We start from the raw sequence: 18621 nt of genomic DNA on the forward strand, positions 1-18621 counted from the left end.
GCCCCACCCCTTCGCCCCTTGCATCGCTGAAGCAGCCAACAGCTTTGACGGCGTCGATCGCCTGCCAATTTCGTTGATTCAACCGCGTTACCGGGTGGTCTTGGCCGGCAAGTGGTTTTTTCATATAGAAGAAATATCGACTGGACGTGTAAGAGGATTCCGAACCGATCATAACGAGGCCTGTCACCTGGCCAGGCGTCTCGAACAGAGCGCCTGAATGCCTGTGTCAATGACTTAACTCAGCCGCCGACGGGCAACTGCTGCCATACTGCCCGTCCAGCGAAGATCGTCGTCCAATGGCGGATCGCGCACCCATAATGATTTTGAGGAGCAGGCGCGACGTGACGGAATTTGATATTGGCGAATTTTTTATCCGGGGCGAGGCCAGGGAAGTCGAAGGCGAGTTCCAAGCGGTCATCGTAATGCGTGCCAAGCCGCCGTTGACCACCGTCACTTGCCACCAGGTGGAAAAGGATCGCTGGTTCAAGACTTCGCAAATCGCTGCCGAGGCTGCCAGGGAAGCGGCCAGGGCGCTGAAGGCCGCCGTGGACGAAGGCGCCTTGAAAGCCTGATTCCAATCGAACTCCTGATAAGCGCTTGCCTCAGATAAAGGAAGCACAGACGCGCCATGACGGCGCCGACCAGAGGAGACTTCCATGGAACAGCCTTCCCACGACCTCAAGACCCTGTTCGACCAACTCGGCCTGCCCTCCGATGGCAAGGCCATTGACGATTTTATCGTGGCCCACCCACTGCCCCCGGAAATCAAGCTGGTGGAGGCTGATTTCTGGTCGGACCAGCAGAAAGAGCTACTCAAGGAATGGCTGCTCGCCGACGGCGAAGAAGCCGTGCTGGTGGACCAACTGAACGTGCGCCTGCACGACGGCAAGTAGCGGCAAAGCCCATTAATAGCATTCACCACCGCTCTTGTGGCGAGGGCGCTTGCTCCCGCTGGGGTGCGCAGCAGCCCTTGGACCTGCCGCCTCGGTGGGTCAGGTTGAGGGGGGGCAGCCTTTGGGGCGGCTGCGCAGCCCAGCGGGAGCAAGCGCCCTCGCCACAAAAGCTTCCTTGTCACATCCGTGGTGCTGAGGTCTAGCGCGGCTTCTCGGGTTTGTAGCCCAAGCGCAAGCCGCCCCCATGACGCCCCTTGAGCATGATCGGTACGGACAGGTCATGCATCAACTCCCCCGTGTCCCGGGTGTAGGTCTGCAACAGCACCGGATGCTGGTGGCTGCCGCAGCGGATCCCGGTGCGATCGGAGAACTTGCGCTTGGTGCGGTTATTCAGCGTGTCCACCTGGGGATCGCCGGTCAGCGGTTGGCTGAAGACCTTGTTGTGGGTCGGCACATAACCCTGCTGAGTGCAGGCAATCGCAAACACCAGGCCCTCGTGACGGGCCAGCAGCGGTTCCTGGATGGCGGGCAGGACCTGGTCGGTGTAGCGGTCGAAGCGGGTCTGGTATTTGGCCGGCTGGGTATTGGGGATCGGTTGATAGTTACGGTCGAACAAGTCCTCGAGGCTGACACGGCCCTGGTCGATGTCGGCCTCGAACTGCGCGGCGATCTGGCTCGCCCCTTCCCGCGCGAGGTCGTAGACCCGTTGGTGATAGTCGTCGAGGCCCACCTCGGCCAGGCGTTCGCTGATGGTTTCGGCCTGACCTTCCCTCTGCACCGCCGCCTCGGCCAGGCGCTGGGTCTGCTGGTCGCTGATGGACAGGTCGCTGCGCATCTGCTCGATGGCGTGGAACAGGCTGTCGAGTTGTTCGCGATTGGTGTCAGTGCCCTGGGCAATGGCACCGACCTGGGTTTCAACGCCTTCTGCAAGCCGGGCGATATTCTCCAGGTGCTGGCCGGTGTGCTCGACCTGCTGCACGCCACTGTCCAGGTCGGCGGCCAGTTGGCGGATCTGCTCCACCACCTGGGCGGTGCGCTGCTGGATGTCGGCCACCATCACCCCGACTTCGCCGGTTGCCGCGGCGGTACGCCCGGCCAGGCCGCGAACTTCATCGGCCACCACCGCGAACCCACGGCCATGCTCACCGGCCCGGGCCGCCTCGATGGCCGCGTTCAGCGCCAGCAGGTTGGTCTGGCTGGCGATCGATTGGATCACCAGGCTGACCCGCTGGATTTCATCGCTGCGTACGCTCAGGGCTTCGATCAATTCACGGCTGTCATTCGCCCGCTGGCTGAGCTGGTGCATGCGGCTGATGGACTCCACCAGTTCGCTGCGCCCGGCCACGCTGCTGCGATGGGCCTCGCTGGCGGCGCCCAAGGCTTGCTGGCTGAGTTGTGAAGTGGCCTGTTCCGTGGCGATCATCGATTCGGCATTGCTGACACTCTGCGCCGCCGCATCGAGTTGGGACTGGACCTTGCCGGCCAGTTGCTTGACCGAATAAGCAACACCGGCGGCCGACAGGGCGTTATGGCTGGTGGTGTAGGACAAATCGCGGGTCAACTCGGCCAGGGTGTCGGTGCTGGGTGCGGCTGCCGCGGCCACGCGTGAACGCAGGCGCGGCAACCAGACGATCAGCATCACCAGCGGCAGGCCCAGGTAAAGCGACCAGCCGCCCAAGGCCATGCCGCACAGCAGCAAGGCCAGGGCCAGACTCTGCAAGGTCGGCGTCAGCCAGCGCGCCGCGCCGTTTGTTTCGGCTACCGAGGCCGGCACCGCACCCGCCAGCGTTCCGTCTGTCGCCATGTTCGTCACCCACATTCTCGTTGTTATGACCGCATTAAACGCCACTACCGAGCCATTATCCATGGTCCATTAGTCGTGTTCTTGCAGCAGGTCAACGGGGAGTAGACGAACAGGTACAGGCGAAAGCAAAAGATCGCGGCCTTCGTCAAAAGGTCGCGATCTTTTTGAACAACGCGAATCAGGCCTGACGCTGGTGCTTGTCGATCTGTTCGTGACGTTCCTGGGCTTCGATGCAGTACTTGGTGGTCGGGCTGATCAGCAGGCGCTTGAGGCCGATCGGCTCGCCGCTGTCGTCGCACCAGCCGAAGCTGTCGTCGTTGATGCGGTCCAGGGCCTGCTCCAGTTGAGGCAGCATGCGCTGGTCGCGATCGATGGCGTTGACCAGCCAGGTACGCTCTTCTTCTACGGAAGCAGCGTCCGCCGGGTCGGCCGGGGTGTCCAGGCTCTCAATGGCGATTCGGTTCTGTTCGATGCGCTCGTGGGTTTCGACTTTCATGTTCTGCAACAGCTTGGTGAAGAAAGCCAGCTGCTCGGCATTCATGTAGTCATCCGCCGGCATGGCCAGCAACTTTTCCTTTGTCATTGATTTCTCTATAAAAAAACGTGCATTAAGGCGAATTATGGAGCGTCCCGCAGCGCAGCTGCCACGCTCATCGGGAAAGGCGCCGTCTATTCCAAGCGCCACCCGGCACTCAATTTACGAGGGGCGGCAGTCTAAGGCCGAGTCGAGGCCTCAGCAACTGAAAACATAGGGAAAATGTCCGACAACCCCCTCAAATGTTCTCTGACAGGCTTTTGGCAGTCATCGGAGTGCGTTTATAACAAGAAATTCGGTGCAATTGCTGTATTAAGAAGACAAATGGCTACGCCACGCGGGTCAGGCGTGGCGCTTTGTCGCAACTTTCGGCTATCAGCGCTTGAGTTTGCGCTTGTTGCGGTACTGGTCGATGACCACCGCCACCACGATGATCAAGCCCTTGATGATGTCCTGAATGTAGGCATCGACCCCGACGAAGGTAAAGCCGCTGGCCATCACCCCGAGGATCAGCGCCCCGATCACCGTCCCGGTGATGCGCCCCACCCCACCCGCCAGGCTGGTGCCGCCGATCACCGCCGCCGCAATCGCGTCCAGCTCATAGGACATGCCCATGCCCGCCTGCCCGGTCGCTGCCCGCGCCGAGGCCACCACGCCGGCCAACCCCGCCAGCAACCCGGCAATGCTGTAGACGATCACCAAGTGGCGCTTGACGTTGATGCCCGATGTGCGCGCCGCCTGCATGTTGCCGCCAATGGCGTAGGTGTACTTGCCGTACTTGGTGTAGCGCAGGGCAATGTGGAAGATCACCGCCACCACCAGGAAGATGATCACCGGCATCGCGCCATGGCCAATGGCGGTATAGGAATCGGACAACATGCTCACCGGCTGGCCTTCGGTGTAGTAGCGTGCCAGGCCACGGGCCGAGACCATCATGCCGAGGGTGGCGATGAACGGCGGGATGCCGGTAATGGCGATGATGCTGCCATTGATCGCCCCGGCCAGCAGCCCGACCCCAAGCCCTGCCACCACGGGTATCCACACCGGCAAGTCCGTCAGCGAGGGAAACACCGCCCGGGCGAAGTCCGAGGTCTGGGCCAGGCTGGCGGCGATCATCGCCGACAGCGCCAGCACCGAGCCGGACGACAGGTCGATGCCGGTGGTGATGATCACCTGGGTCACGCCGATGGCCAGCAGGCCGATGATCGACACTTGCAGGATCATCAGCACCAGGCGCTGGGAGTTCATCAGGAAACTCTGGTCACGCATGATCCAGCCGAACATTTCGAACACCAGGCCGATGCCGATCAGCACCAGGAAGATGCTCAGTTCCGTCGGCAACCGCCGCCGGGTCCTGTTCGGTGCTGCCGCGGGTTTGTTTTCCAGTATCGCGTTCATAGCCAATCACCTTTTTTGATCCGTGGCCAGGGAGCGTGCTCCGCTGGGCCGCATAGCGAGCCGACACAGGGCCGCTTCGCGCCCCAGCGGGAGCAAGCTCCCTCGCCACATTCGCTCGACTTTATTTACCTGAGCCGAAAGGCATCAGGACAGGCCCGAGGCCAGTTGCATCACGCGTTCCTGGGTCGCTTCGCTGCGGTCGAGGGTGCCCATCAGGTCGCCTTCGTGCATCACCATGACCCGGTCGCTCATGCCCAATACTTCCGGCAGTTCCGAGGAAATCATGATCACCGCCATGCCTTCGCTGGCGAGATAGGCGATGAGCCGGTAGATCTCGGCCTTGGCGCCGACATCGATGCCGCGGGTCGGCTCGTCGAGGATCAGGATGCGTGGATTGGTCATCAACCAGCGCGCCAGCAAGGCTTTCTGCTGGTTGCCGCCGGACAAGGTGTCGATGCACTGTTCCAGCGACGGGGTCTTGACCCGCAGTTTCTTGCACATGTCCTCGCACAAGGCGCGCAGGGCTTTCTGTTGGATGAAGCCGTTGCCGACGTAATGGGGCAGCACGGCCATCTCCATGTTTTCCAGCACCGACAGGCACGGGAACAGGCCACTGAGCTTGCGGTCCTCGGTCAACAGCGCGAAGCCTTTTTCGATGGCCATGTGCGGGTCGGTGATGCGCACCGGTTGGCCGTCCAGGAGGATTTCGCCGCCGGTGCTCGGGGTCACGCCGAAAATCGCTTCGGCCACGTTGGTCCGGCCCGAGCCCATCAATCCGGCGATCCCCAGGATCTCCCCGGCATGCAGGTCGAAGGACACGCCTTTGAAGATGCCGTCCAGGCTCAGGTCGCGCACCGACAGCACCAACTCACCGATGGGTTGCTCGCGCACTGGGAACAACTGGCTCAGCTCGCGCCCGACCATCATCGAGATCAGGCTGTCGCCGTCCATGCTGTCGGCCCGTTGCAGACCGATATAGGCGCCGTCGCGAAACACCGCCACTTCATCGGCGATGGCAAACACTTCGTTCATCTTATGGGTGATGTAGATGATGCCTTTCCCCTGGGACTTGAGGTCGGCAATGATCGAGAACAGGTGGGCGACTTCGGTCTCGGTAATGGCCGAAGTCGGCTCGTCCATGATCAGGATGTCGGAGTCATACGAGACGGCCTTGGCAATCTCGACCATCTGCCGCTCGGCAATGCTCAGGTTGCCAACCTGCTCCTCGGGGTCGAGCTTGATGCGCAGGCGCTCCAGCAGCCGGGCGGTGCAGCGGTGCATTTCGCCATGGTCGACCATGTGCAGGCCGTTGAGCTGCTCGCGGCCGATCCAGATGTTTTCGGCGATGCTCATGTGGGGCATCAGGTTCAGTTCCTGATGGATCATCGCGATGCCGGCCTGCAACGCCGCCAGCGGCGTGTCGAACGTCACCGGTTTGCCGCGCAGGCGCAGTTCGCCGGCGTCCGGCTGGTAGATGCCGGCGATAATTTTCATCAAGGTGGATTTGCCCGCACCGTTTTCACCCATCAAGGCCAGCACGGAGCCGGGGCGCACCCGCAGTTGAACATCGGACAAGGCCACCACACCGGGAAAGCCCTTGCTGACATTGACGACTTCCAGCAGGTACGGCTCATCAAGTAATACGTCCGGCTGGAAAGTCATGGCCGGGGCGCTCGAAGCAGTCGCTGAAGCGAACATGATCAGGTACTCCCTCGGCAAGGTGGCGTTGCAACCTTGCCTGCTTATTGTTGTGGTGGGACCGGGTTGAACGTCACTTGAACTGATCGACGTTTTCCGGCGTGATCAGGCGGTACGGCACCACGACGGACGCCATTTTCTCGCCCTTGGCCATTTTGACCGCCGTGTCGATGGAGCCATCGGCCTGGCCCTTGGCGTCCTGGAACACCGAGACCGCCATGTCGCCTTTCTTGATGGCGTTCAAACCGTCCGGCGTGCCATCGACCCCGGCTATCAATACGCTGCCTTTCTGGGTGCCCGCTTGCTTGAGGGCCATGGCCGCGCCGATGGCCATTTCGTCGTTGTTGGACACCACCGCATTGAATTCACGGCCTTGGGTCAGCCAGTCGTTGACCAGGGTCATGCCCTTGTCCCGCGACCAAGTGCCGGTCTGCTCCTGCTCGATCTTGATGTCCGGGTACTTCTTGAGGACTTCCTTGACGCCCTTGGTGCGGTTGGTGGTGGAGTTGTTGGCCAGGTCACCCAGCAGGATCACGATGTCGCCCTTGCCGCCCATCTTGTCGGCCAGGTATTGCATCTGCATGCGCCCGGCCTCGAGGTCATCGGAGGTCACGGTGACCACCCCTTCCGGCAGTTTCGGATCGTCCGGGCGACGGTTGACGTACACCAGTGGGATACCGGCAGCCACCGCGGCCTTGGTGATGCGCTGGGTCGCGGCGGTGTCCACCGGGTTGACGATGAGCGCATCGACCTTCTGGCTGATGAAGCTTTCCACCTGGCTCAGTTGCTTGACCACGTCACTGCGCGCATCTTCGAACTGCAGGGTGACGCCGTCGGGCAAGGACTTGGCTTTCTTGTCCATGGATTCGCGCAGGTAGGGCAACCAGGTGTCATCGAACTGGGACATGCTGACGCCGATCTTCAGGTCCGCCAGGGCAGCGCCGCTGGTGAGCATCAACGACAGGGCCAGCGAGGCGATACGGGTCTTGGTCTTCATGAACGGTCTGTCTCCACTTTTTTGTTGGTTTTATGGATAAGGCGTGACGGATCAGGAACGGGGCAAGCGCACGATAGGCGCACCGGGCATGCAACAGACCATGGCGCCCTTGCGCTGGATACACAGGGATTCGAACAGGGGAAGGACTGCAGACAGGCGCAGCAGATATGGCAGGTGAAACGCAGAGCGGCTGAAGGTTTTCATCGACGGTACCTAGCTGTGTTTCTTGTTTTTGTTTCGTCTGTCGTCCATTCAAGGCTGGCTTGGCAGGAGGCAGACAGGGTTGTCGGTAACCTGGAATCGACTTTATTGGAAAATATTTTCCATATCAACTGATTTTAGAATTTTATTCGTTTTTTATTCCATGTCCCACAGGCGCGGATAAACCCACCACTTCGCCCTGCTCGGCACTCCGCCTGGCCGCGTCGAGGATACGCGTGGTGGCCAAGGCATCACGGGCCTCTACCGGCAGCGGGCCAGCGTCCTGCAACGCGCTTTGCAGTTGTTGCTAGAACGCCAGCCAGCAGCCACGTTCGGAGGTCACCCGCTCGCGCTCGGTGCCATGTTCGAACCAACCCCAGCGTCGATGTTCTTCCGCCCCCCAGCGCTCGCCCTCGGTCGCCGGACTCAAGCCGGCCAGCGCCTGGGCCTCCTGCCCGTCCAGGCCTTCGACGGTGTAGCAGCCCTGGGTGCCGTTGACCCGAAAACGCGGGCGCGCTGCGTTTTGCACGCAATTGCCGCTCAAGTGGGAAATCACGCCGCTGGTATGGGTCAGGGACATGAAGAAGCCGTTGTCGAACACCTGGTCCGGCTGCCGATAATCCAGCTCGGCGTAGACCCGCACCACCGGGCCGAACAATTGCAGCGCCTGGTCCACCAGATGGCTGCCGAGGTCGCGCAGAAACCCGCCGCCGCTGCCTTTGCCCACCGAAGTTGGCGAATAACGCTCGACGCTGGATTCAAAACGGATGATTTGCCCGAGGGCACCAGAGGCCAGCAGTTTGCGCAGGGGCAGGAAATCCGAATCCCAGCGACGGTTCTGGTACACGCTCAGCGGCACGCCGCGTTGTTCGGCGGCCAACACCATGGCCTCGGCCTGGGCGGAGTCAGGGGCGATTGGTTTGTCGCTGACCACCGCCACGCCGAGTTCGATGGCTTGCATCACAATGGCTGGGCGACCGTCCAAAGGGGTGGAGACCACCACCGCGTCGACGCCGGCCGCCACCAATTGTTCGAGGGTGTCGAAGGCCTGGGCATCCGGGTGATCGCTGGCCAATTGTTGACGGCGCTCGGCGGACCGCGTCACCACGCCGACAAACGTAGCCCCTGGCAGGCTGCTGATCAGCGGCGCATGAAAGAACCGCCCACCCTTGCCGTAGCCGACTAGTCCGATTCGCATGAAAGCTCCTTGAAAATCATTGAATACACACCATCCCCCTGTGGGAGCGAGCCTGCTCGCGAAGGCTTGGTGTCAGTCGACATCAATGTTGAATGTACCGCCGTCTTCGCGAGCAAGCCCGCTCCCACAGGGGGTATGCATTTAGCCGTAGAAACGCGGGCGCTCGGGCAAGTCGACCTTGACGATCTGCCCGCTCTGTTGCGCCTCGACACAAGCATCCGCCGCCACCGCCGCGGCAAACCCATCCCAGGCCGATGGTCCGCCCACTTGCCCGGCGCGCACGCCATCGATGAAGGCCTGCAACTCGATGTCGTAGGCAGCGATGAAGCGGTCCTTCCAATCCATCAGGATCGCATTGGACAGCTTGGCGCCGCTGCGCAGTTGCACCTGGGACGGTTCCGGCAGCTTGGCGATGCCGGTCTCCCCCACCACTTCGCACTGGATGTCGTAGCCGTACTGGCAGTTGACGAACACTTCGACGTCGATGCGCGTGCCCCGGGCGGTTTCCAGCAGGACAATCTGCGGGTCCCGCAGGTGGGCCAGGGCCTTGCTGGTCTTGCGGGGGAACACCACTTGCACCGAGACGTAGTCATCGGCCAACAGCCAGCGCAACACGTCCAGTTCATGAATCAAGGTGTCGGTGATCGCCATGTCGGTCTTATAGTTCTCGCCCACGCTCGGGTTGCGGTGGGCGCAGTGCAGCATCAGCGGTTCACCGATCTGGCCACTGTCGATCACCGCCTTGAGCGCGCGATAGCCTGCATCGTACGGACGCAAGAAACCGACCTGCACCAGGCGCTTGCCATGGGCCACTTCGGCGTCGACGATCTTGCGGCAGCCTTCGGCCGTGACCGCCAGGGGCTTTTCACAGAACACCGGCTTGCCCGCCGCAATGGCCGCCAGCACGAACTCTTCATGGCTCGGGCCCCAGGAGGTGACGAGAATCGCCTCCACGTCCGGCGCCTTGATCAATGCATGACCGTCGGGGTAGACCTCGGCAGTCAATTTCAAGTCGGCCACCACCTTCGCCGCCTGGGCGAGGTTGATGTCGGTCACCGCCACCACCTGGCTGTTGAGCAAGGTCTGGCTGCAACGACGGATATGGTCCTGGCCGATGGCCCCGGTGCCGATGACGCCCAGCTTCAAAGACATTTGGAACTCCTTTCGTAGGGTTGGGGCAATCAGTATTGACGGGCCTTGGCCAGTCGTTCGTTGAGGGTCTTGGCGACGGCATCGGTGCGGGCGCTGGTGGACACTTGCGCCACGCCAACCCGCCACCACGACAGGTATTTGTGGATCATGGTCTTGGGCAGAACCTTGATGTCGATCAGCGTCGAGACCGTCTGGCGCCGGGCATCGGCCAGGGCCGCGTGCAACTCATCAAGGGTCTTGACCTTGTAGGTCTTGCAACCGTAGGCCGCCGCGCTCATGGCGAAGTCCACTGGCACGAAGGCGCCGTTGAGCCTACCGGTCTCGGGGTTGCGGAAGCGGAACTCGGTGCCGAAGCTGTCCATGCCGTGTTCCATTTGCAGGTTGTTGATGCAACCGAACGTCATGTTGTCCAACAGCACCACGTTGATCTTGCGGCGCTCCTGGATCGAGGTCGCCAGTTCCGAATGCAGCATCATGTAGGAGCCATCGCCCACCAACGCATAGACCTCTTTGTCCGGCTCGGCGAGCTTCACGCCCAGGGCGGCATTGACCTCGTATCCCATGCACGAATAACCGTACTCGACGTGATAAGTGTCGACGCCCTTGCTGCGCCAGCTGCGCTGCAAATCGCCGGGCAGGCTGCCGGCGGCGGCGACGATGATGGCGTCATCCGCCAAGGCTTGGTTGAGCGTACCGAGCACGCGGCTCTGGGTCAGGCAGGAACCGGTGAGCTCGATGAATTCGCGAAACACCGCCGGGTCCATGTGGTCGTTGATTTCCGGGACGAAATCCTCGGCCTGGTAATCCGCCTGGTAGATACGGTCCACTTCGGCGTCGAGCTGGGCCTTCGCATCGGCAACCTGCCCGCCCCATTCGGCACGATAATCCCCCATCGCGGCCGACAAGGCCTCCAGGCCCGATCGGGCGTCGGCCCACAGTTGCACGCCGTCGAGTTTCAAGGCATCGCACGGGCTGATGTTGAGGTTGAGAAATTGCACCTCGGGGTGCTGGAACAGCCATTTCGACGCGGTGGTGAAATCGCTGTAGCGGGTGCCGATGCCGATGATCAGGTCGGCTTCCTTGGCCAGCAGGTTCGCCGCCAGGCAACCGGTGTCGCCGACACCGCCGACGTGCAGCGGATGGCTCGACACAACCGCGCTCTTGCCGGCCTGGGTCTCGGCAAAGGGAATCTCGAAGCGCTCGGCAAACGCCTGTAGCGCGGCGTTGGCGCCGGAGTAGCGTACGCCGCCACCGCAGATGATCAACGGCTTGCGCTTGCCCTTGAGCAACGCCAGGGCATCGCCGAGCATCGCTTCGGTGGCCGGCCGGCGGTCGATGCGGTGCACGCGTTTTTGCAGGAAGTAATCCGGGTAGTCGTAGGCTTCGGCTTGCACGTCCTGGGGCAGCGCCAGGGTCACCGCGCCGGTTTCGGCCGGGTCGGTCAGTACCCGCATCGCGTGAATCGCGGCGGTCATCAATTGCTCGGGGCGGTTGATGCGGTCCCAGTATTTGCTCACGGCCTTGAAGGCATCGTTGGTGCTGATGCTCAGGTCGTGGAACTGCTCGATCTGTTGCAGCACCGGGTCCGGCTGGCGACTGGCGTAGACATCGCCGGGCAACAGCAGCAGCGGAATGCGGTTGGCCGTGGCGGTGGCCGCGGCGGTCAGCATGTTCGCCGCACCGGGGCCGACCGACGAACTGCAGGCGTAGATCTTGCGCCGCAAATGCTGCTTGGCAAACCCGATGGCGGCATGGGCCATGCCCTGCTCGTTGCGGCCCTGGTGGACCACCAGGTCGCCGCTGTCCTGCTCCAGCGCCTGGCCCAGGCCCAGCACGTTGCCGTGGCCGAAAATGGTAAAGACCCCGGCGACGAACTTGCTCTGGACGCCATCGACTTCGATGTACTGGTTATCGAGGAATTTCACCAGGGCCTGGGCCATGGTCAGTCGTGTTGTGGTCATGCTTGCACCTTTTCAAACGCAACTCGGTCAAGTGTGGGAGCGAGCTTGCTCGCGATGGCGTCAGGGCAGCCAGCATCAATGTTGACTGACACACCGCTATCGCGAGCAAGCTCGCTCCCACAGGAGGGTTCTCCATCGTTCGGGGCGCCGGGTCATACCTGCGAGCTTTGCAGGTGGTTCATGCTCGCCCCCAACGCCTGGCGGATGTCGGCCAGCTCATGGACGCTCTCGGCAAATGGCTCGAAAGACAGGTAACCGTCATAACCGCCGCTGAGCAACGCCTCGATCTGCTTGGCATTGCCGAGGATGTCAGCCTCGCCCACCAGCACCCGGTGGCCGTCTCGAATCGTCGCCAATGGTGCCTGGGCATCCTCGACGCCGGAGATGTGCACCAGCCCGGTCAGTTCGGGGAAGAACTCCTGCTCGCCGGCCAGATGTTGGTGGAAAGTGTCGTGCACCAGGCGGAACACATCCAGCCCGCCAATGCTCTTGATCGCCTCCACCGCCGTGCGCTTGCGGCGCAACGAGCACTCTTCGAAACCCAGGGGTTCGACGAAACCGTAGATGCCGAAGGCGCGCAGGATCGGCGCCAGTTCACTGAGGGCGGTACGCAGCCCAGCCGCACGCTCGGCTTCGCTGCGCGGGTCGGCGCGGTCATTGAGTGGGCACATCACCAGCCCCTCGGCGCCGCACTCGCGGGCGTAGTCGGCCAGCCGCACGGCCTGGGCGCGGCGCTCTTCGTTCCACACATCGAAGGGGTACAGGGCGTTGATCGACAGCACCTTGATGCCGCGGGCCTCGCACAACTCACGGACGCGAGCCGGCGGCATGCCGTCTTCGATCTCGACACCCTTGAGGTCGTTGCGAATCTCGATGGCATCGGTTTTCAACGCCAGGGCCAAGTCGATGAACGCGGGCAGTGACAGGTGCGGGGCAACCATTCGGTTCAAGGCAAAACGCAGGGGCTTGTTCATTGTTGTTCTCCCTCCGGCAGTCATACGAAAAATGCGTTATTGGGCAGTCGGCATGCTGAATTCAGGGCCCTTGGCGATGCTGTCGGGCCAACGCTGCATCACACTCTTGTAGCGGCTATAGAAGCGCAGGCCTTCCTCGCCGTAGGCATGGTGGTCGCCGAACAACGAGCGCTTCCAGCCGCCAAAGGAATGCCAGGCCATGGGCACCGGAATCGGCACATTGATGCCCACCATGCCGACCTTGATGCTGCGGGCGAACGCCCGGGCGATGCCGCCGTCGCGGGTAAAGCACGACACGCCGTTGCCGAACTCATGGGCGTTGATCAACGCCACCGCCGTGGCGAAGTCCGGCACACGGACGATCCCCAGCACCGGGCCGAAAATTTCTTGCTGGTAGATGCTCATCTCGGCAGTGCCCTGATCGAACAGCGTCGCCCCGACAAAGACCCCCTGCTCCGCCCCCGGCACTTTGAAGCCTCGGCCGTCGACAATCAGCCGGGCACCCTCGGCCACGCCGGCATCGATGAAACCTTCGACCTTGGCCTTGTGCTCGGCAGTGACCAGGGGCCCCATGTCGGTGCCGGGTTGCTGGCCGTTGCCGACTTTCAACTGGTCGATACGCGGCAGCAGGCGAGCGATCAGTTCGTCGCCGACGTCGCCCACTGCCACGGCGATGGAAATGGCCATGCAGCGTTCACCGGCCGAGCCGTAGGCGGCACCGATCAAGGCGTCCGCCGCCTGGTCGAGGTCGGCATCGGGCATGACAATCATGTGGTTCTTGGCCCCGCCCAGGGCCTGGACGCGCTTGCCGTGGGCCGTGCCCTGCTGGTGGATGTACTCGGCGATGGGCGTGGAGCCGACAAAGGAAATCGCTTCGATGTCCGGGTGCTGCAACAGCGCATCCACCGCGACTTTGTCACCCTGGACCACATTGAACACGCCGTCCGGCAGTCCGGCTTCGGTCAGCAAGCGGGCCATCAGCAAACTGGCGGACGGATCGCGTTCCGAAGGCTGGAGGATGAAGCAGTTGCCGGCAACCAGCGCCAGGGGAATCATCCACAGCGGCACCATCACCGGGAAATTGAACGGTGTGACCCCGGCGCAAACGCCCAAGGGCTGGCGCAGGTTCCAGTTGTCGATGCCGCCACCGATGTTGTCGCTGAAATCGGTCTTGAGCAGGTTTGGCGCACCGCAGGCGTACTCGACGATCTCGATGCCGCGGGTGACTTCGCCGTGGGCGTCGGACAGCACCTTGCCGTGTTCACGGCTGATGATCCGGGCCAGTTCGTCGTGGTGACGATCGAGCAGCTCCTTGAACTTGAACATCACCCGCGAACGACGCAATGACGACTGCTCGGACCAGGCCGGGAACGCCGCCAGCGCCGAGGCCACCGCCGCGTCGACGGTACTCGGTTCGGCCAGGGCCACCCGCGCCTGCACCGCACCGGTGGCCGGATTGAAGACGTTGCTGGACCGCGGACTGTCGCTGTCCTGCACCTGACCGTTGATGTAATGGCCTACTACCGGGGCGTCGCTCATCGTGCTTGTTCTCCCTGCGTATGTGTGGGGTCAGAGATCCAGCAGCCAGCTGTGCTGCGGATCGTTGTGGAATTGCCAGACCCGCTTCGGGCCGGCCATGACGTTCAGGTAATACGACTCGTACCCGTAGGGCACGCTGACCGGGTGATAGCCCTTGGGGACAACCACCAGGTCGTTGTTCTCCACGGCCATGGCCTGGTCGATGCTGCGGTCGTCGGTGTAGACCCGCTGGAACACGAAGCCTTGGGACGGATTGACCTGGTGGTAATAGGTCTCTTCGAGGAAGCTCTGGTGCGGCAGGTCGTCGGTGTCGTGCTTGTGGGGCGGGTAGCTCGAGGAATGCCCCGACGGCGTGCGCACCTCCACCACCAGCAGCGAGTGGGCCGGTTCGCTGTCCGGCAGGATGTCGCAGACATAACGGGTATTGGCGCCTTTGCCGCGCACGCTGCGCTTCATGCTGTCCGGGCGGATCAGCCGTGGACCATGACTGTTTTGCACCGAACCCGGTGCGGCGCACACGGCAATCTGCACGTCGCTCAGGGCGGTGACCTGGGCCTGGCTGCCGGGCGGCAAGTAAGCGGCATAAGGTGATTTGTCCTCGAACACCGACTGGCGATCACCGAGGTTGTCCCAATCGAAGGCACCCTGCCCCGGCGCTTCGCCCTTGAGGCTGATGCGACCACTGAGCAGCACCAGGCACAACTCCTTGTCCCCGGCGGCCACTGGCAGGGTTTCACCGAGACGCAGGCGGTAGGCAGCGAAGCCGACGTATTCCAACTCGCCCGCCGGCAACTGGACCATGGTTCGGCCGCTGGATTGGCTCTTGATCAATAGGCTCATGACGGGATCCTTTCGTTCAGCAAGGCGCGCAGGGTGTCGTAGCCCTTCTTGGCGTAGGCATAACTCGGGGCTACGGCAGGGTCCTGCTCGGCTTCCACCACCAGCCAGCCTTGGTAGTCGGCGGCCAGCAGCACGTCGAGCAACGCGGCGAAGTCGATGTCGCCATCCCCCGGCACGGTGAAGGTGCCATTGATTATGCAGTCGGGGAAGCTCCAGAGGTTGTTGCGCGCCAGTTGCACCACCGGTTTGCGCACATCCTTGAAGTGCACGTGGCAGACCCGCTCGATGTGTTTGCGCAGCACCTGCAACGGCTCGCCACCGCCCATGTAGCAGTGACCCGAGTCGAACAGCAGGCCCACTTCGCTGCCGGTCAGGGCCATCAGTTTGTCGATGTCCGTGGGCGATTCGACGTAGGCGCCCATGTGGTGGTGATAGGCCAGGCGCACGCCTTGGGACAGGGTGAAGCGCGCCAGTTCGGTGAGTTTGTCGGCGTAGGCTTGCCAGGCGTCATCCATATGGAAACGCGGCCGCTCGACCAATGGAATCCGCTGGCCCTGGATGGAATCGGCCACTTCGCCGTAGACCAGCACCGTCGCGCCGTTCTGCGCCAGCAGCTCGACGTGGCTGGCGATGGCGTCGATTTCTTCCGCCGCCGAACGCCGGGCCAGGCGACTGGAATACCAACCGGAAACCAGCGCCAGGTCATAAGGCCGCAGCACATCGCCGACGCCCTTGGCGTCCTTGGGGAATTTGCCGTTGAGCTCAAAACCTTCGTAGCCGATGGCCTTGCCTTCACTCAGCGCCGTACTCAACGGCGTCTCGCCGCCCAACGACGGCAAGTCATCGTTGCTCCAGGAAATCGGGTTGATGCCAATTCGAATAGCGGGCATGGCTGCACCTTTTATTGTTTTCACAATCAGTAAGAACGACGCTGAATCCCTGTGGGAGCGAGCTTGCTCGCGATAGCGGTGTATCCGTCAAAGTGATGCTGACTGGCCTGACGCCATCGCGAGCAAGCTCGCTCCCACAGGTTCAGTGTTTACAATCTTTGAATTCCTTTAACTGCGCGCAGCACGCCACGCCTCGATCAATTCCACAAACCTGCCCTGCACATCCCGGATCAGCGTTTCGTCGTCGATTTCCCCGGCCAGCCAGGCCCGGCTCGGTTCCTGGAAGATCGTGCGGCCCACGGCAAACCCACGGCAGGTGGTGCTCCGACGGGCCTGGCGAAAGCCTTCGGCCAACGCGGCGGCCGGGGCGTTGAGGCCCAGCAGGACCACGCCACGGCAATACGGGTCGCGCTGTTGGATCAGCTCGTCGAGCTGCTGCCACTCCTGCGCGCCCTGGGCCTCGATCTTCCACCACGCCGGGAAGATACCCAGGTTGTAGAGGCGCTTGAGGGCACGATAGAGCACGTCCGGGTGCGGTGATGGGTGATCCTTGGGCGGTATGATTTCCAGCAGCAACTCGTGGCCGCTGGCCTGGGAGGCCTTGTACAGCCCCATCAACTGCGCCTCTTGCTCCAGGCGCAGCAGCGGTTCGTCGTCAGGGGGAAATTGCACCAGGCACTTGATGATCTGCTCCTGTGGCCAGGCGATCAGGTTGCTGCCAATGGAACGCCCATGCTCGAAGGCCAGCGGCCGCGAACCTTGCACCTCCACCGGCCGCGCCACCCACCAGCCGCGCCCGGTGGCAGCGTTCAGCGAATCCTGGCCGAAGCGCTGGTCGGCCAGCAGACCGACGTCAGCCTCGCTGCCCTGGTGCCGCAGGTCGGCTTCGACCCGCGCCACCGCCTGGATGAATAGTTGCTTGAGATCACCGACGCTGCTCAACTCGCGACCGCCCTTCTGGGCCAGTTCCACCAATTGTCCGCGATGGTCGAAAGCAAAGATGAACAACTGTTTCCAAGCCTTGCGGGGTACGCTGACCTGGTGCAGCCGTTGCAGCACGGCATCCTGGTCGGGCCGGGTGATCGGCACCGGGCTTTGGAATAAATAGTCGAGCTCGGCCCGGGTCGGCATCGCCGGGGCGCAGGCATGGCGCGACACCACCAGGCCGCCGCAGGCATTGGCCAACTGACAGCAGCGCTCATCGCTGGCATCTTCCAGCCAGCCGGCAAGAAAGCCCGACATGAACGCATCGCCGGCGCCCAGTACGTTCAAGACTTCGACCCGTACGCCCGGGTAAATCGCACCGTCTTCGAGCCGGGCCGGGATGGCGCCATGGATCACCGTGCAGCCCTGGGGGCCGAGCTTGACCACCAGCGTCGCCGCCGTCAGCGAGCGTACGGTGCGCAGCGCGGTCAGCAGGTCTTCGCTGCCGCCGGCGATGAGAAATTCTTCTTCGGTGCCGACGATCAGGTCGAAACGCGGCAGGATGCCTTGCACGTGCTGGCTGACCTTCTGGTCGGCGACAAACCGGGTTTCTCCGTCAGCCTTGGCCGCCAGGCCCCAGAGCACCGGCCGATAGTCGATGTCGAGGACGCGCTTGACCTGGTGCTTTTGCGCGTAGTCCAGCGCCTGGATACTGGCCTGGTAGACGCCATCGGTGGAGAACTGCGTGCCGGTGATCAGCAGGGCCTTGCTGGAGGCAATGAACGCTTCGTCGATGTCTTCGGCGCGCAGCGCCATGTCCGCGCAATTTTCCCGGTAGAACACCAGGGGGAAGGTTTCGCGGTCCTTGATCCCCAGCAGGACCATGGCCGTCAGCCGCTCGGGATCGACCTTGATGCCACTGACATCGCAGCCTTCGCGGGCCAGGGACTCCACCAGGAAACGCCCCATGTGGTCGTCCCCGACCCGGCTCAGCATCGCCGACCGGAGCCCCAGGCGCGCCGTGCCGAACGCGATGTTGGCAGAGGAACCGCCCAGGTACTTGGCGAAGCTCGAGACATCTTCCAGGCGCGCGCCGACTTGCTGCGCATAGAGGTCGACGCCCAGGCGTCCCAGGCAGATCACATCCAATTGACGCCCACTGGCAAAACGAGTCTGGCCCATGCTGGCTCCTGTTATTTTTATCAGCCTGCGCTTGTCGCCGACACCGGCGCCAACGCTGTTGGTGAATGCAGACTAAAACGAGCCGCAGGCAAGAATCAATAATTATTCTATAAATTTTTTACGTGGAATATTTTTTCCAATACGCTATGACCCAAGCGAAGCAGACACAGTGCATCGTTTCAGCACTGCTGCAACATTAGTCCACCCATGATTTTCCCTGCGCCTACGCTGTAGACTGCGACCAGCCAACCTATTGTCGAGGGCCAGCCTTTTTTCGGGCCGCCCTATAAGAACAAGCCAGAAGGATTTTCTATGACCCGCCCCGATGATCTGCCGGCGCCGTCCGAGAGTGCGTCCGAACACGCCCTCCCGAGCCCAACGAGCAATGCCGAGCGCCAGTTGCAACTGCTCACCGACGAATAACAAACGCTGCAG

General features: G+C 62.5%; 16 protein-coding genes and 1 pseudogene. 3 read left to right on the forward strand and 14 right to left on the reverse strand.

What is annotated here, in order from left to right:
* Positions 1 to 22: 22 nt before the first annotated feature.
* From HGO40_RS27305 to HGO40_RS27315, 3 genes are all read left to right on the forward strand, one after another.
* The gene (locus tag HGO40_RS27305; RefSeq protein WP_502943352.1) at positions 23 to 217 is read left to right on the forward strand and encodes a hypothetical protein; all 195 of its coding nucleotides are present in this window, start codon (positions 23 to 25) and stop codon (positions 215 to 217) included.
* Positions 218 to 341: 124 nt separating this feature from the next.
* On the forward strand, positions 342 to 572 hold the full coding sequence (locus tag HGO40_RS27310) for a hypothetical protein (RefSeq protein ID WP_250965570.1): 231 nt from the start codon (positions 342 to 344) through the stop codon (positions 570 to 572).
* 84 nt (positions 573 to 656) lie between these two features.
* Positions 657 to 893 (forward strand): DUF2789 family protein, encoded by a 237-nt coding sequence (locus HGO40_RS27315; RefSeq protein WP_250965571.1) that lies wholly within the window; start codon positions 657 to 659, stop codon positions 891 to 893.
* 199 nt (positions 894 to 1092) lie between these two features.
* On the opposite strand, the gene HGO40_RS27320 is transcribed toward HGO40_RS27315, so the two are convergent.
* From HGO40_RS27320 to HGO40_RS27385, 14 genes and pseudogenes are all read right to left on the reverse strand, one after another.
* A complete protein-coding gene (locus HGO40_RS27320; RefSeq protein ID WP_250965572.1) occupies positions 1093 to 2697 on the reverse strand; it encodes a methyl-accepting chemotaxis protein in 1605 nt (534 codons plus the stop codon).
* A 178-nt stretch (positions 2698 to 2875) separates the two neighbouring features.
* Positions 2876 to 3280 carry a TraR/DksA family transcriptional regulator gene (locus HGO40_RS27325; RefSeq protein WP_003202859.1) on the reverse strand — a complete coding sequence of 135 codons (405 nt, stop codon included), beginning with the start codon at positions 3278 to 3280 and terminating at the stop codon, positions 2876 to 2878.
* 327 nt (positions 3281 to 3607) lie between these two features.
* Entirely contained in the window at positions 3608 to 4630 is a 1023-nt protein-coding gene (locus HGO40_RS27330; RefSeq protein WP_186710404.1) for an ABC transporter permease, read from the reverse strand.
* 144 nt (positions 4631 to 4774) lie between these two features.
* Positions 4775 to 6328, reverse strand: coding sequence for a sugar ABC transporter ATP-binding protein (locus HGO40_RS27335; RefSeq protein ID WP_186729056.1), 1554 nt, complete (start codon positions 6326 to 6328; stop codon positions 4775 to 4777).
* 73 nt (positions 6329 to 6401) lie between these two features.
* The gene (locus tag HGO40_RS27340) at positions 6402 to 7325 is read right to left on the reverse strand and encodes a sugar ABC transporter substrate-binding protein (RefSeq protein WP_250965573.1); all 924 of its coding nucleotides are present in this window, start codon (positions 7323 to 7325) and stop codon (positions 6402 to 6404) included.
* 51 nt (positions 7326 to 7376) lie between these two features.
* The gene (locus HGO40_RS27345) at positions 7377 to 7529 is read right to left on the reverse strand and encodes a hypothetical protein (RefSeq protein ID WP_250965574.1); all 153 of its coding nucleotides are present in this window, start codon (positions 7527 to 7529) and stop codon (positions 7377 to 7379) included.
* Positions 7530 to 7671: 142 nt separating this feature from the next.
* Positions 7672 to 8724 (reverse strand): annotated as a pseudogene (locus HGO40_RS27350) (Gfo/Idh/MocA family protein).
* A gap of 141 nt (positions 8725 to 8865) precedes the next feature.
* Positions 8866 to 9876: a bifunctional inositol 2-dehydrogenase/D-chiro-inositol 1-dehydrogenase gene (gene iolG, locus HGO40_RS27355; RefSeq protein WP_250965575.1), complete on the reverse strand. Its 1011-nt coding sequence runs from the start codon at positions 9874 to 9876 to the stop codon at positions 8866 to 8868.
* 29 nt (positions 9877 to 9905) lie between these two features.
* On the reverse strand, positions 9906 to 11837 hold the full coding sequence (gene iolD, locus HGO40_RS27360; protein WP_250965576.1) for a 3D-(3,5/4)-trihydroxycyclohexane-1,2-dione acylhydrolase (decyclizing): 1932 nt from the start codon (positions 11835 to 11837) through the stop codon (positions 9906 to 9908).
* Between the two features lie 152 nt (positions 11838 to 11989).
* Positions 11990 to 12811: a TIM barrel protein gene (locus HGO40_RS27365; RefSeq protein ID WP_250965577.1), complete on the reverse strand. Its 822-nt coding sequence runs from the start codon at positions 12809 to 12811 to the stop codon at positions 11990 to 11992.
* 36 nt (positions 12812 to 12847) lie between these two features.
* The gene (locus tag HGO40_RS27370) at positions 12848 to 14350 is read right to left on the reverse strand and encodes a CoA-acylating methylmalonate-semialdehyde dehydrogenase (protein ID WP_250965578.1); all 1503 of its coding nucleotides are present in this window, start codon (positions 14348 to 14350) and stop codon (positions 12848 to 12850) included.
* 30 nt (positions 14351 to 14380) lie between these two features.
* Positions 14381 to 15190, reverse strand: a complete 810-nt coding sequence (gene iolB / locus HGO40_RS27375; protein ID WP_250965579.1) for a 5-deoxy-glucuronate isomerase — start codon at positions 15188 to 15190, stop codon at positions 14381 to 14383.
* A complete protein-coding gene (gene iolE, locus HGO40_RS27380) occupies positions 15187 to 16080 on the reverse strand; it encodes a myo-inosose-2 dehydratase (protein ID WP_250965580.1) in 894 nt (297 codons plus the stop codon). Before iolE ends, iolB begins: the two co-directional genes overlap by 4 nt.
* Positions 16081 to 16248: 168 nt before the next feature.
* Positions 16249 to 18186, reverse strand: a complete 1938-nt coding sequence (locus tag HGO40_RS27385) for a bifunctional 5-dehydro-2-deoxygluconokinase/5-dehydro-2-deoxyphosphogluconate aldolase (protein WP_250965581.1) — start codon at positions 18184 to 18186, stop codon at positions 16249 to 16251.
* Positions 18187 to 18621: the final 435 nt, after the last annotated feature.

The organism is Pseudomonas sp. CG7 (assembly GCF_023701885.1).
Classification (GTDB): Bacteria; Pseudomonadota; Gammaproteobacteria; order Pseudomonadales; family Pseudomonadaceae; genus Aquipseudomonas; species Aquipseudomonas zanjanensis.